We start from the raw sequence: 15,220 nt of genomic DNA, 5'->3' as shown, positions 1-15,220 counted from the left end.
CAGCTCCGGCCGGTTTCGGGCTGCTTTTCGACGAGAAAACACGGATTTCACGACAAAACGACAGTGAAACTGACCTATCTTGGACAAAATCGATTGAATTTTCTCGCGATTCCACAAATTCCGTCGCGCGTATTTTTTCTTCTGCTAACGTCCGGCCATCGGATTCGAGGGAGAATTCCATGGGTGCCAGGACCAACGTGAAAAGAGAAAAACACATCGAGGCCGCAAAGGCCGCAGCCGCCGCCCTCGGCGCGAAGACGCTGAACCCGGACATCCTCTTCGGGCGCGCCAGCAAGGACGACCTCGAGCACTATACCGGCGAGATGCTGGCCGTCGCGGCCGCCCATGCCATGGCCGAGATCGAGGCCTGGGACGGCACGGAACCGCGCATCACCGTCACCACGCTGGCCGATGTTCGCCCGCAGGGCCAGCCCGTCTCGGTTCTGTCCGTCACCGACCGCAACCAGCCGTTCCTCTATGATTCGGTGATGGGCGAGGTGACGAGCACCCATCGCGACATCCACCTGGCGATCCACCCCATTCTCGTCGTGACGCCGGGCGAAGCGCCGAAACTCTTCTCGCCGGACGAGGACAGCGACCCGGCGCAGCGGGTCAGCCATATCGAGATCCATCTGTCCGAACTGGCACCGAACGAGGCCGCGGCGCTCGCCGAGCGGGTCGGGACCGTGCTCGACCAGGTGCACCTGGCCGTCGACGACTGGCCTTCCATGCTGGAAAAGCTCGACAGCGTCACGGCCGACATGGAGCGCTACGCCAAGGAGAAGCCGGGCAAGGAGGAGGCGCTCGCCTTCCTTCACTGGCTGCGCGGCAACAACTTCACCTTCCTCGGCATGCGTGAATACAGCTATTCCGGCAAGGGCGAGGCGGCGACCGTCGAACGCGGCGGCGAAGGCCTCGGCATCCTCTCCGATCCCGACGTGCGCGTGCTGCGCCTCGGCAAGGACGCGGTAACGACGACGCCGGAAATCCTCGAATTCCTCGAAGGCCCTGATTTCCTGATCGTCACGAAGGCGAATGTGAAATCCGTCGTGCATCGCCGGGCCTATATGGACTATGTCGGCCTCAAGCGATTCAACGAGAAGGGCAAGGTCATCGGCGAACTGCGCATCGTCGGCCTCTTCACCTCGACGGCCTATACCCATGCCGCCGGCCAGATCCCGCTGCTGCGCTCCAAGGTCGAGCACATCATCGAGCATTTCGGCTACGATCCGAAGAGCCATTCCGGCAAGATGCTGATCAACACGCTGGAATCCTATCCGCGCGACGATCTCTTCCAGATCGATACCGGCCTGCTCGCCACCTTCTGCGAGCAGATCAACGAACTTGCCGACCGGCCGCGCATCCGCGTGCTGCCGCGCATCGACCGTTTCGACCGCTTCGTCTCGGTCATCGTCTACGTGCCGCGCGAACAGTACGATTCCGATGTGCGGGAAAAGATCGGCAACTATCTGAAGTCGGCTTATGACGGCCGCGTCTCGGCCTATTATCCGGCCTTCCCGGAAGGCGGCCTTGCCCGCGTGCACTTCATCATCGGCCGTTCCGGCGGCAAGACGCCGCGCATCCCGCAGGGCAAGCTCGAACAGGCGGTGCGCGAGATCGCCACCCGCTGGACCGACCGCTTCGAGGCGCTCTCCAACGCGGACGGCGTGCGGCTCGTCACCGACCGCAGCTACCAGGAGGACTTCACCCCCGCCGAGGCCCATGCGGACCTGGCGCTGATCACCACGGCGACGCCCGAGAACCCGATCAGCATCGCCTTCTACCGCAAGGCCTGGCACACGGATCTCGCCTCGGTCGAATTGAAGATCTTCCATGCCGGCGAGCCCGTTTCGCTGTCGCGGCGCGTGCCGCTGCTGGAAAACCTCGGCTTCAACGTCATCAGCGAGCAGACGCACGACCTGACGCTGGCGAGCCTCGACGGCGACGGGCGCCGCGTCATCCTGCATGACATGGAGCTGCGGCACCGCGACGGCGTCGAGATCAACCTTGCCAGGCTGAGCCCGATGCTGGAGGAAGCGTTCCTCGCCGCCTGGCACGGCGAGGTGGATGACGACGCGCTGAACCGCCTCGTCCTCACCGGCGGCCTCTCCGCCCGCCAGATCATGGCGCTGCGCACCTATTCGCGCTACCTGCGCCAGACGGGCATCGCCTATTCGCAGGGCTATATCGCCGATACGCTCAACAAGTATCCGCCGATCGCCGCCGACCTCTTCCGCCTGTTCGAGACGCGCCTCGACCCGAAGCTCTCCGAGCGCCAGCGCGAGAAGAAATCCGCGGACGTGGCGACGGCCATCGAGGCGGCGCTGGCCAACGTGCCGAGCCTCGACGAGGACCGCATCCTGCGGCGCTACGTCAACGCCATAGAGGCGACGCTGCGCACCAACTATTTCCAGCGTGATGCGGACGGCAAGCCGCGTAAAACGCTGGCGATCAAGCTCGACCCGAAGGCCCTGGACGGCCTGCCGGAACCGCGGCCCTTCCGCGAGATCTTCGTCTACGGCGCCGAGGTGGAGGGCGTGCACCTGCGCTTCGGCAAGGTCGCCCGCGGCGGCCTGCGCTGGTCCGACCGCGCGCAGGACTACCGCACGGAAGTGCTCGGTCTCGTGAAAGCCCAGCAGGTCAAGAACTCGGTCATCGTGCCCGTCGGCGCCAAGGGCGGCTTCTATCCGAAGCAGCTTCCCGTCGGCGGCAGCCGTGACGCCGTCTTCAAGGCCGGCACCGAGGCCTACAAGACCTATATCCGCACGCTGCTCTCCGTCACCGACAACATCGTCGGCCAGGACGTCGTGCCGCCGGCCGATACGATACGCCTCGACGGGGACGACCCCTATTTCGTCGTCGCCGCCGACAAGGGCACGGCGACCTTCTCCGATACGGCGAACGGCCTGGCGCAGGAAGCCGGCTTCTGGCTCGACGACGCCTTTGCCTCGGGCGGCTCGGCCGGCTACGATCACAAGAAGATGGGCATCACCGCCCGCGGCGCCTGGGAAACCGTCAAGCGCCATTTCCGCGAGATGAACATCGACATCCAGAAGACGCCGTTCACGGTCGCCGGCGTCGGCGACATGTCGGGCGACGTCTTCGGCAACGGCATGCTTTTGTCGCGCAAGATCCGGCTCCTCGCCGCCTTCGACCATCGCGACATCTTCATCGATCCCAATCCCGATACCGACACGTCCTTCGCCGAGCGCCGCCGCATGTTCAACCTACCGCGTTCGAGCTGGCAGGATTACGATCGCTCCGTGCTCTCAAAGGGTGCGATGATCATCCCGCGCACGGAAAAATCCGTGACGCTGACGCCGGAAGCCATGGCCGTCATCGGCATCGACAAGGCCAAGGCGACGCCCTTCGAGATCATGACCGCGATCCTCAAGGCACCGGTCGATCTCCTGTGGTTCGGCGGCATCGGCACCTATATCCGCGGCCAGAACGAGACGGATGCGGAGGTCGGCGACCGCGCCAACGACCCGATCCGCATCGTCGCCGACGATGTGCGCGCCAAGGTGATCGGCGAGGGCGCCAATCTCGGCGTCACCCAGCGCGGCCGCATCGCCTTCGGCCTCAAGGGCGGGCGCTGCAACTCGGATGCCATCGACAATTCGGCCGGCGTGAATTCGTCGGACGTCGAGGTCAACATCAAGATCGCGCTCGCCTCTGCCATGCGCGAGGACCGGTTGCCGCGCGCCAAGCGCAACGTGCTGCTCGCCGCGATGACGGACGAGGTGGGTCACCTTGTGCTGCGCAACAACTACCTGCAATCCCTCGCGATCTCGCTGACGGAACGTCAGGGTACGGCCAACCGCGCGCCGCTGACCCGCCTGATGGACCGTCTGGAGGCTGCCGGCCAGCTCAACCGCAAGGTCGAGACGCTGCCGGACGACCGTACGGTGGCCGAGCGCTACCAGGCCGGCAAGCCGCTGACGCGGCCGGAGATCGGCGTGCTGCTCTCCTATGCCAAGCTGGTGCTGTTCGACGAACTGGTCGGCACCGACCTGCCGGACGAGCCCTATTTCGAACCGACGCTGATGAGCTACTTCCCGGCGAAGATGCAGAAGGCCTATGCGGACGACATCCGCGCCCATCGCCTGCGCCGCGAGATCATCGCGACGATCCTTGCAAACGAGGTGATCAACCGCGGCGGCCCGGCCTTCGTCAACACGCTGACGGATGGTACCGGCTTCGGTCCCGCCAATGCGGTGAAGGCGGCCGTCATCGCGCGCGACGGCTACGGCCTCGCCGCGCTCTATGCCGGCGTCGACGCCCTGGACAACCAGGTCTCCGGCTCCGTGCAGAACGAGCTCTACGAGGAGATCGGCCGCATCTACGCCTCCGTCACCAGCCTGCTCCTGACCACCGGGGCGGTATCAGGCCCCATGGGTGAGGCGGTGCACAAGCTCAAGCAGGCCCTGAAGCAACTGCGCCCGCAGCTTTCCACCCTCATTTCCGAACAGGCCGGCGACGAGGCCCGCCGCAAGGCCCATGCCTATGAGGACGAAGGCGTGCCGACGGAGCTGGCGGAAGAGATCGTCACGCTCTCCATGCTGACCTTCGTGCCGGAAGTTATGCTGATCGCCGGGGCGACGGGCGACACGCTCGGCAAGACGGCGCAGGCGTTTGCCGGCATCAGCGCGGCGCTCAATATCGGCCGGCTGCTTTCGGCGGCCGGCCGCATTCCGACCAGCGATCTCTACGAGGCACTCGCCCTGCAGCGCAGCCTCACCGACATCGCCAATGCCCGCCGCGATCTCGCCACCGTGGTGCTGACGCGCCACAAGGGCGACAAGACACCGCTCGCCACCTGGCAGCAGGGCGACCGCGAGCGGCTCGCCCGCGTCACCGCCAACCTCTCGGCGCTGACGGAAGCCGGCGAAGCCACGCTCGCCAAGGTAAGCGTCGCCGCCGGCATCCTGAGCGACCTTGCGCAGGAACGGGCACGATAAAGCCAACCTCGTCGCAGCCGTCTTTCGGCGGCTGCGACTGCTTTCCGGAGCAGATGGAATCCGACGTCGCCGTTCTCCCCCCGGGAGGAGAACGGAATGGGACGACGTTTTCATTCCATCGGCGGTTGCCTGCCTTGCGGTAGACGGCCGGCAGTCAAGAGGCGGGCGCTCTCTTCCACCGCCGTCCCACCCGTTGAACCTCATCACCCGCAAATGCTAGCCTCGCCCCGAACCGGCGCGAAAAAACCGCCGCTGCAACGATTCGAGGAGCAAGCGTGCGCGAAAACCGTCTCGGCATAACGGGCTGGATGCTGTTCGACTGGGCGGCGCAGCCCTTCTTCACGGTCATCACCACCTTCATCTTCGGCCCCTATCTCGTCTCGCGCCTCACCGAGGATCACGCGGCCGGGCAGGCGGCCTGGAGCTACACGCTCACCATCGCCGGCGTCGCCATCGCGCTGCTCGCCCCCGTCATGGGCTCCATCGCCGATGCCTCCGGCGCGCGAAAACCCTGGATCGCCGCCTTCGCCGCCGTCAAGATCCTGTCGCTCCTCGCCCTCTGGTATGCGGCGCCCGGCAGCAGCCTCGTCTTCGCCATGGCGATGATCGTGCTCGCCACCGTGGCGGCGGAATTCTCCATCGTCTTCAACGATTCGATGATGCCGCGCCTCGTCAGCCCCGCGGATGTCGGCCGCATCTCCAACATCGCCTGGGGCCTCGGCTATCTCGGCGGCATGATCGTGCTGATCGCCGTCGTCGCGCTGCTGGCCGCAAACCCGGAGACCGGCCGGACGGCGATCGGCATCAGCCCGCTCTTCGGCCTCGACGCCGCCGCCGGCGAGGATGCCCGCATCACCGGGCCGATCTCGGCGCTCTGGTATTTCGTCTTCATCCTGCCGATGTTCTTCTTCACGCCGGACCAGAGCCGCGGGCTGCCCATTGCGGCCGCCGTGCGCGCCGGCTTTGCCGACCTCTCCGTCGCGCTGCGCGACCTGCGCAGGAAGCCGGGCATCCTGCGCTTCCTCATCGCGCGGATGATCTACCAGGACGGGGTCAACGGGCTGCTGGCGCTCGGCGGAACCTTCGCCGCCGGCATGTTCGCCTGGCAGACCTTCGAGCTCGGCATCTACGGCATCATCCTCAACGTGGTGGCGATCGGCGGCTGCCTCTATGCCAGCCGCATGGACAGGCGCCTCGGCTCGAAGGCCGTCGTCGTGATGAGCCTCGTCTGCCTGATCCTCGCCACCATCGGCATCGTCTCCACCGGCCCGGGCTTCACGCTGTTCGGCCTCATCCCTCTGCCGACCGCCGATTCCGGCGGCCTGTTCGGCACCGCGGCGGAAAAGGCCTATATCGTCTACGGCCTTATGATCGGCGTCGCCTTCGGCCCCGTCCAGGCCTCCGCCCGGTCCTATCTCGCAAGAAGCATCCATCCCGACGAGGCAGGCCGCTATTTCGGCCTCTATGCCCTGTCCGGCCGGGCCACGTCCTTCCTCGCGCCGCTCTCCGTCGCGCTCGTCACCACGGCAACCGGCTCCGCCCGCCTGGGCATGATGGCGCTCATCGCCTTCCTCCTTGCCGGTTTCCTGCTCCTGCTGCGCACGCCCTATCCGGCAGCGAAAGTCGAGGCCTGAAACGCAAAACGCCCCGTGAGCGGGGCGTTTCTATCCGGCGAAGAATCCGGCTACAGAAGCCCCCGGCAAGAGGGTGAAGCCGTCTTGCCGGAGTTGCGCAGGGGTCAGACCGATTTAGTGGCGGAAATGGCGCATGCCGGTGAAGACCATGGCGACGCCCGCTTCGTCGGCCGCGGCGATCACTTCCGCATCGCGCATCGAGCCGCCCGGCTGGATCACCGCCGTGGCGCCTGCGGCAATCGCCGAAAGCAGACCGTCGGCGAAGGGCAGGAAGGCTTCCGACGCGACGGCCGAGCCTCGGGTCAGCGGCTCGGCAAGGCCCATGGCCTTGGCCGCTTCCTCGGCCTTCAGGCCGGCGATGCGGGCGGAATCGACGCGGCTCATCTGGCCGGCGCCGATGCCGGCCGTCTGGCCGTCCTTGGCATAGACCACGGCATTCGACTTGACGTGCTTGGCGACCTTGAAGGCGAACTTCATATCTTCCAGCTCCTGCGCCGTCGGCGCACGCCTGGTGACGACCTTCAGTTCGAGGTCCTCGACCATGCCGTTGTCGCGGCTCTGCACGAGGAGACCGCCCGACACCGTCTTGGCCGAAAGGCCCGGCACGCGCGGATCGGGCAGGGCGCCCGTCACCAGCAGGCGCAGGTTCGGCTTGCCGGCGATGACGGCGCGGGCCTTCTCGTCCGCGTCCGGCGCGATGATGACCTCGGTGAAGAGCTTGACGATCTCTTCCGCCGTCTCGCCATCGAGCGTGGTGTTGAGCGCGATGATGCCGCCGAAGGCCGAGACCGGATCGCAGGCGAGCGCCCGCGCATAGGCTTCCTTCAGCGTCCTGCCGGTGGCGACGCCGCAGGGATTGGCATGCTTGATGATCGCGCAGGCCGGGCCGTTTTCCGGCAGGAACTCGGCGACGAGCTCGAAGGCGGCATCGGTATCGTTGATATTGTTGTAGGAAAGCTGCTTGCCCTGCAGCAGCGTGGCGGTCGCCACGCCCGGGCGGTTTTCGCCGGTCACGTAGAAGCCCGCCTTCTGGTGCGGGTTCTCGCCGTAACGCATCTCCTCCTTCAGGACGCCGCCGAGCACGCGGTGGCGCGGCATGGGTATATCGAGCGCATCGGCGAACCAGTTGGAGATTGCTGCGTCATAGGCCGCCGTGCGGGCATAGGCCTTCGCCGCCATGCGCTGGCGGAAGGCGTAGGAAGTCGAACCGTCGGCAAGTTCCTCCAGCAGCGCGGGATAATCGGCGGGATCGGTGACGATGGTCACATAGGCGTGGTTCTTGGCCGAGGCGCGGATCATCGCCGGGCCGCCGATATCGATGTTCTCGACCGTCGTCGGATAGTCGCCGCCCTTGGCGCGCACTTCCTCGAAGGGATAGAGGTTGATGACCGCAAGGTCGATCGCGCCGATGCCATGCGCCTTCATCGCCTCGACATGCTCCGCGTCGTCGCGGATCGCAAGCAGGCCGCCATGCACGGCGGGATGCAGCGTCTTGACGCGGCCATCCATGATTTCCGGAAAGCCCGTGACCTCGGAAACGTCGGTGACGTCGAGCCCGGCATCGCTGAGCGCCTTGTGCGTGCCGCCGGTCGAGAGCAACCGCACGCCCTTTTCGGCAAGGGCGCGGGCGAGATCGACGATACCGGCCTTGTCGGAGACGGACAGCAGCGCCGTGCGCAGGGGGACACGGTCAGGGGCGGGAATTTTCTTGGAAATGACGGCCATGGGACGCTCCGTTCTGACGGCCCGGGAGGAGGGCCGGATGGTCATGCGCCCCGTTATCACAGGGCCGGCCCCGAGAAAACCGCCAAAAGCCGGGAATTCTCAGCGTTGCCGCACCAATGACCATTGAACCTCCGCCACCTTGGCAAGCGGCATGGTCAGCGTCAGCTGGCGCGACGCCCTGACGCCGGAGGGATCGGCGAAGAAGACATCCTCCTCTTCCTCCACGGCGACATCGACGCAGGTCAGCGCCCAGGCCTCGCCATCGGGCGCGATCAGCCGCGTCTCGTTGGCCGAAACCCGATAGAGCTGGATCGTCGGAGGGATATGGAAGCGCACCACGGCGGTGCCCTTCTCGATTGCCCCATCCGGGTCGGCGGGCTTGTAGAAGCGCTCCCGGCCGCGGATCTCGCTGCCCGTCGCCGCCACGAGGATATCCCGTTCGTAGAGCAGGCCGAAGCGCTTGAGATAACCGTCGTGGGTCGCCGTCACGCTGTCGGCGCCGGACTGGCGCTCGGCACGCGACACATCCACCTTGCCGACGCCGCCGACGACGATCGGCCCGAGGAAACGAGAGGTGGAGATGCGCGAGGAGGACGTGTCGTTGAGCGTGGCGACGGAATGGGCCGCCGTGGTGCGCGACATCTGCCTGAGCGCCTCGCCGGCGAAACGCGGGCGCCCGGAATTGACGATGAAGCGGTTCTTGCCCGAGGACATTTCGATGGAAAGCGCACCGGCAGCGGCCGTCGCCGAAAGATCGACCGACTTGGGCACGCCCGTGTCCATCAGCACGACGGTCTCCTTGACCGCCAGGCGGTCGTAACGGCTCTGCGGCAGCGCCTTGAAGGGGGCGCCGCCGGTCTCGTCGTAGCGCAGCACCGACATCAGCTCGTTCGCCAGCGTATAGGTCGCGCCGTTGAACAGCGCGAGCTCGCCGCCCTGGTGGCGGAAGAATCGCAGCGCCGGGAAGATGCGGTCGATCGAGGGGATGAGCTGCGCGGGCACGTCATGGCCGAGATTCACATAGGTCTGGCGCAGCGGCAGCAGGTCGAGCAGCACGTCGAGCGCGGCCCGCGGATTGCGCGAAGAATGGCCGCCATCGGGCAGGATCTGCCGGTCGAGCTCCTCGTCGAGATGGCGGGCGGCCTTGCGCATGCGCGAGGCGGAGGCCGGCATGGCGATGGAGGCCATGGCGAGCGCGATGCGCACCCTCAGCCGCGGCTCGCCGTCGCGCGTCGTATCGGCGACATGGCGCAGATAGCGGACCTGGAAGGCAAGGCTCTTCAGGAAGCGGCGATAGAAGGGATAATCGGCATCCTTCAGGACGACCGGCGAATGGGACAGCCAGGCAATGATGCGCTGCGCGGCGACATCCGGTCGCCAGGCAAGACCACCGATGACGCGTCCATGGCTCTGCAGCCAGTCGTCGACGATGAAGCGGGCGGTGTGGGCGGCCTTTTCGGGATCGACCAGCCGCATATGCCGCAGCCAGCCGAAGGAATGCAGGCGCACGGCGAACTCTTCCGAGGGAAGCTCCAGCGCGAAGGGCGATTCGCCGTCGCATTCGAGAACGCGGCCGGCCAGCGGGAAACGTCCGGCGACGATTTCTTCGCCGGCAAATAAATCAGCGGGGTGAAGGTCCGTCGGGGCCACGACCAGCCGGTCCGGCGTGCCGCCGGAAAAACGCATGGCACTGATTCGCCCGAGGGCGAGCCTCCGCGAAAACCGGCGCCAACCCTCACGCATATACAGATAGAGAAGCCGCTGCCTGTCGGAAAGCTGCATGGTTAACGAATGCCTCCTTGGCCTATAGCTAGGCCGAGAAGGCAAGCGGCGTCAATTGACCGGCGGTCGATGGGCTGTTGACGACGGCTGAAGTCTTTCGGAAGGGCTTAGGCAGCTCAGCCGGCATGGATGAGCCGTACGGCATAAAACCCGTCCAGGCCGCCGGCATGGCCGACCGTCGCGGGCAGCATGGCAGGCGTGGTGCGGAATTCGCCGCGCGGAGAGATCGCCGCCTCCAGACCCGGCCAATCGGCGGGATCGATCGGCGCGATGCGCCAGTCCGGATTGTCGGCGAGAACCCGGGCAACCATGTCCTCGCCCTCGCTCGGATCGAGCGAGCAGTTGGAGAAGACCAGCTCCCCGCCGGGGCGCACGAGCGTCAGTGCGTGGCGCAGCAGGCGCTCCTGCAAGCCGGCCAGCTTGCCGATATCCTCCGGCCCCTTGGTCCACAATACATCGGGATGGCGGCGGATCGTGCCCGTCGAGGAGCAGGGCGCATCGAGCAGCACGGCATCGAACAGCTCGCCCGGACGGTATTCCGCCATGTTCGCCTCGACCGTCTCGGCCGAAAGATGCAGCCGGTCGAGATTGCCGATGAGCCGCTTCAGGCGATTGCCGGACTGGTCGAGGGCGGTGACCCTGGCACCGGCGGCGGCAAGCTGCGCGGTCTTGCCGCCGGGTGCGGCGCAGAGATCGGCGACCCGCTTGCCGGCAAGGTCGGAAAACAGTTTTGCCGGCAGGCTCGCCGCGGCATCCTGCACCCACCATTCCCCGGCCTCGAAGCCTTCGAGCGCCGGAATGGCGCCGGAGGCAACGGGCAGGCGCACCGAACCGGTCGGCAGCACCAGGCCGCCGAGCCGCGCGGCCCAGCCTTCCGGGTCCGATTTCACAGTGAGGTCGACAGTGGAGGGTTCGAGCAGCGCATCGGCAATACGCGCGGCATGGTCACGGCCATAGACGGCGGAAAGCCGCTCATGGAACCAGGTCGGAATAACGGAAACCGCCTTTGTCGCCGTCAGATGCGAGGCCTTTTCGCGCGAAAGGCGGCGCAGCACCGCATTGGTGAGGCTGGCGAAGCGGCGGTTGCGCGGGTCGATCTGCGCCTGCTCGACCGCAAGGTCGACGGCGGAATGATCAGGCACGTCGAGATAAAGGATCTGCGCCGCCGCGACCGTCAGCACATGATGCAGCGCGCGGGCGCCGTCCGGCAGGGGCGTGCCGACGAGCGTATCCAGGATGGCCTCGATACGGGGGAGGTGGCGCAACGCCGTGTTGAGGATGGCCCGGACAAGCGCGCGGTCGGCATCGTTCAACTGGCAATAGGCCGGATTGCCGTTTTCGAGGTCAAGCATGCCGTCGAGCGGCGTCTTGCGATCGACGACCGCCGCCAGGATCTTGGCCGCGGCCTGCCGGGCCCGCAGGCCCGGCTTTTCCGGATGGTTCGCAGCAGGCCCCGGAGACGGCGCCTTGCCGGGGCGATGGCGTTTCGGATGCGTTCTGTTTTTGTGTTTGTCGTCGTTCAAGACCAGGGACCTTTGGGCGGTTCGGAACCACCGCGTCCCCAGCCGGTCGACGGGACGGAGCGCGATTTGCGGGACGGATTATCAGCCCGCACCGGCTCCGTCGAGCGTGTCTGCATGCCGCGGGCCATTTCCTGAAGCGCCGCGATACGGTTCTCCGTGTTCGGATGGGTGGAGAACAGGTTGTCCATGCGCTCGCCCGACAGCGGATTGATGATGAACATATGGGCGGTCGCCGGATTATGCTCGGCAGCCTCGTTGGGAATGCGGCCGGCGGCAATGGCGATCTTCTTCAAGGCCGAGGCAAGCCAAAGCGGGTTGCCGCAGATCTCCGCCCCGCGCTTGTCGGCGGAATATTCGCGCGTCCGGCTGATCGCCATCTGCACCAGCATGGCGGCGAAGGGCGCGACGATCATGGCGATGAGCACGCCGATGAAGCCGAGCGGATTGTTGTTCTCCCGGTTGCCGCTGCCGCCGAAGAACATGGCGAAGTTGGCGAGCATGGAGATCGCACCGGCGATCGTCGCCGTCAGCGTCATGGTCAGCGTGTCGCGGTTCTGGATATGGGCGAGTTCATGCGCCATCACGCCCGCCACCTCTTCATAGCTCAGGGCATGGAGCAGGCCCGTCGAGGCGGCTACCGCGGCGTTCTGCGGGTTGCGGCCGGTGGCAAAGGCATTCGGCTGGTCGCTGTTGATGACATAGACGCGCGGCATGGGCAGACCGGCACGTTTGGCAAGATCACGCACGATGCCATAATATTCCGGCGCCGAGCGCTCGTCGACCTCCTTGGCGCCGTACATGGACAGCACCATGCGATCGGAATTCCAATAGGAGAAGAAGTTCATGGCGATCGCGACGAGAAGCGCGATCATCATGCCGCCCTTGCCGCCGATGAGCAGGCCCACGCCCATGAAAAGCGCCGTCATGGCGGCGAGAAGCATGGCTGTGCGAACGATGTTCATGCGTTTTCGGCTCCTGTCTGGTCTCTTGCCGGGTTGCCACTCCCCTGTTGTCAAGGGAATGTTTCACGTGAATCAGCGCTTTCCACAACGCCTTCATACCTAGCTTTGCATGTCGTTATCGCAAAACCGCTGCACACTTTTGCGCGACATGCCATATATGATGGGAAGCGAACAGGAATTCTTCAATATCCGGGAAGGATGCCCAATTTGATGGAAAGCGACAACGACAATCATACGGACGGCCGGAAAGTGCTTCCGCCCGCCGCCCAGCGTGCCCTTCGGGAAGCCGAGGAGCGGCGCAAGGCCGCCCCGCCGGTCGAACCCGCGCCGGAGATCGGCGGACGCGGCGGCGCCGACCCGGCACGCTTCGGCGATTGGGAGATCAAGGGCCGGGCGATCGATTTTTGAGAGGAAATTCGGCGAGCGGCCGTGACACATCGTCTCCCTCTCCATCGTCATGGTCGGGCTTGACCCGACCATCCACGGCCACGGGTGGAGCGTGAATCCTCGGGTCGAGCCCGAGGATGACGTCGGGAGGCAATCTTCCAGAAAGTTGATTCTTCAAACGAAAACGGCGGCCCGAAGCCGCCGTTTCGCTTCATGTTTCAAACTCAGCCGGCAGCCTTGTTCTGCCGGTTGGCGATCAGGTCGTCCACGACGGCCGGATCGGCGAGGGTGGACGTATCGCCGAGCGAACCGAAATCGTCCTCGGCGATCTTGCGCAGGATGCGGCGCATGATCTTGCCGGAGCGCGTCTTCGGCAGGCCGGGCGAGAACTGGATCTTGTCGGGCGTGGCGATCGGGCCGATCTCCTTGCGCACATGCTTAACGAGGTCCTGGCGCAGCGTATCCGTACCCTCTTCGCCCGCCATCAGCGAGACGTAGCAATAGATGCCCTGTCCCTTGAGGCTGTGCGGATAACCGACGACGGCGGCTTCCGAAACGAGGTGGTGCGAGACGAGGGCCGATTCGATTTCAGCCGTGCCGAGGCGGTGGCCGGAAATATTGAGCACGTCGTCGACACGGCCGGTGATCCAGTAATAGCCGTCCTCGTCGCGCCGGCAGCCGTCACCGGTGAAGTACTTGCCCTTGTAGGTCGAAAAATAGGTTTCGACGAAGCGCTTGTGATCGCCATAGACGGTGCGCATCTGGCCCGGCCAGCTGTCGGTGATGCAGAGATTGCCGTCGGCCGGCCCTTCCAGCACATTACCCTCGTTGTCGACGAGCTGCGGCTTGATGCCGAAGAACGGCCGCGTGGCGGAGCCCGGCTTGAGCTCCGTCGCGCCCGGCAGCGGGGTGATCAGGATGCCGCCGGTCTCCGTCTGCCACCAGGTATCGACGATCGGCGAACGGCCTTCGCCGACGACGTTGTAATACCATTCCCAGGCTTCCGGGTTGATCGGCTCGCCCACCGAACCGAGCAGGCGCAGCGACGAGCGCGACGAGCGCTTCACGAAGGCGTCGCCCGCCCCCATCAGCGCGCGGATCGCCGTCGGGGCGGTGTAGAAGATGTTGACCTTGTGCTTGTCGACCACCTCCCAGAAGCGGCCGGCATCCGGGAAGTTCGGCACGCCTTCGAACATCAGCGTGGTCGCGCGGTTCGCCAGCGGCCCGTAGACGATGTAGGAGTGGCCGGTGACCCAGCCGACATCGGCCGTGCACCAGTAGACATCGCCGTCCTGGTAATCGAAGACGTATTTGTGCGTCATCGAGGCATAGACGAGGTAGCCGGCCGTGGTGTGCAGCACGCCCTTCGGCTTGCCGGTCGAGCCGGATGTGTAGAGGATGAAGAGCGGATCTTCCGCCTTCATCCTGGCCGGCGGGCAATCGCGCGGCACGGTCAGCACCTCCTGGTGGTGCCAGATGTCGCGGCCCGGCGCCCAGCCGATCTTGCCGCCGGTGCGGCGCACGACCAGGACCTTGTTGACGATGACATGCTGCTTGGCGGCGATGTCGATCGCCGTATCGGTGTTTTCCTTCAGCGGGATCGGCTTGCCGCCGCGCACGCCCTCGTCGCAGGTGACGACGAAGGTGGATTCGCAGTCGACGATGCGGCCGGCCAGCGCATCCGGCGAGAAGCCGCCGAAGACGACGGAATGCACGGCGCCGATGCGCGCGCAGGCGAGCATGGCATAGGCCGCTTCCGGGATCATCGGCATGTAGATGGTGACGCGGTCGCCCTTCTTGACGCCGTGCTTCTTCATCACGTTCGCCATGCGGCAGACGTGTTCGTAGAGCTCGTTATAGGTGATCTTCTTGTCTATATAGGGATTGTCGCCTTCCCAGATGATGGCGACGTCGTCGCCATGCGCCTTGAGGTGGCGGTCGATGCAATTGTAGGAGACGTTGGTGATGCCGTCCTCGAACCACTTGATCGGCACCTTGCCGGAAAACGACGTGTTCTTCACCTTGGTATAGGGCTTGAACCAGTCGATGCGCATGCCGTGCTTGTCCCAGAAGCGCTCCGGGTTCTCGATGCTTTCGCGATACCAGTTCTGATAGGTTTCGTTGTCGATCAGCGCACGGCTTTTCGCGGACTTCAGCACCGGATAGGTCTTTGCGGACATGGATTCCTCCTCACTGCGCATGGACGGGAAAACCGCGTCTCCTCCGGCTTCCCGCATCTCCGTCGC

General features: G+C 65.5%; 8 protein-coding genes. 3 read left to right on the top strand and 5 right to left on the bottom strand.

Annotated elements, in window-relative coordinates; all coding sequences use genetic code 11:
• The first annotated feature begins 179 nt into the window (after nt 1–179).
• Together EV665_RS17960 and EV665_RS17955 are read left to right on the top strand one after the other, a co-directional pair.
• Nucleotides 180–4,961 carry an NAD-glutamate dehydrogenase gene (locus tag EV665_RS17960; RefSeq protein ID WP_133035151.1) on the top strand — a complete coding sequence of 1,594 codons (4,782 nt, stop codon included), beginning with the start codon at nt 180–182 and terminating at the stop codon, nt 4,959–4,961.
• A gap of 275 nt (nt 4,962–5,236) precedes the next feature.
• Nucleotides 5,237–6,595: an MFS transporter gene (locus EV665_RS17955; RefSeq protein WP_245507753.1), complete on the top strand. Its 1,359-nt coding sequence runs from the start codon at nt 5,237–5,239 to the stop codon at nt 6,593–6,595.
• Between the two features lie 114 nt (nt 6,596–6,709).
• Here EV665_RS17955 and purH read toward each other — a convergent pair whose 3' ends face one another.
• The 4 genes from purH to htpX all read right to left on the bottom strand — a co-directional run bounded on the left by purH (nt 6,710) and on the right by htpX (nt 12,587).
• On the bottom strand, nt 6,710–8,320 hold the full coding sequence (gene purH / locus EV665_RS17950) for a bifunctional phosphoribosylaminoimidazolecarboxamide formyltransferase/IMP cyclohydrolase (RefSeq protein ID WP_064331957.1): 1,611 nt from the start codon (nt 8,318–8,320) through the stop codon (nt 6,710–6,712).
• 99 nt (nt 8,321–8,419) lie between these two features.
• On the bottom strand, nt 8,420–10,102 hold the full coding sequence (locus EV665_RS17945; protein ID WP_133035150.1) for a heparinase II/III family protein: 1,683 nt from the start codon (nt 10,100–10,102) through the stop codon (nt 8,420–8,422).
• Nucleotides 10,103–10,218: 116 nt separating this feature from the next.
• The gene (locus EV665_RS17940) at nt 10,219–11,631 is read right to left on the bottom strand and encodes an RsmB/NOP family class I SAM-dependent RNA methyltransferase (protein ID WP_380686615.1); all 1,413 of its coding nucleotides are present in this window, start codon (nt 11,629–11,631) and stop codon (nt 10,219–10,221) included.
• Entirely contained in the window at nt 11,622–12,587 is a 966-nt protein-coding gene (gene htpX / locus EV665_RS17935; RefSeq protein WP_064331960.1) for a zinc metalloprotease HtpX, read from the bottom strand. The genes EV665_RS17940 and htpX overlap by 10 nt, the downstream gene beginning before the upstream one ends.
• Nucleotides 12,588–12,797: 210 nt before the next feature.
• Between htpX and EV665_RS17930 the strand changes: the two genes are divergently transcribed.
• Complete coding sequence (locus tag EV665_RS17930) at nt 12,798–12,995, top strand: DUF1674 domain-containing protein (protein ID WP_084438186.1); 198 nt, start codon at nt 12,798–12,800, stop codon at nt 12,993–12,995.
• A gap of 203 nt (nt 12,996–13,198) precedes the next feature.
• Here EV665_RS17930 and acs read toward each other — a convergent pair whose 3' ends face one another.
• A complete protein-coding gene (acs, locus tag EV665_RS17920) occupies nt 13,199–15,154 on the bottom strand; it encodes an acetate--CoA ligase (protein WP_133035147.1) in 1,956 nt (651 codons plus the stop codon).
• Nucleotides 15,155–15,220 lie beyond the last annotated feature (66 nt).

The sequence above is a fragment of the Shinella granuli genome (assembly GCF_004341885.1).
GTDB lineage: Bacteria > Pseudomonadota > Alphaproteobacteria > Rhizobiales > Rhizobiaceae > Shinella > Shinella granuli.
Note: the sequence above shows the minus strand (reverse complement) of the source record. Positions and strands in the feature narration are given on the sequence as shown.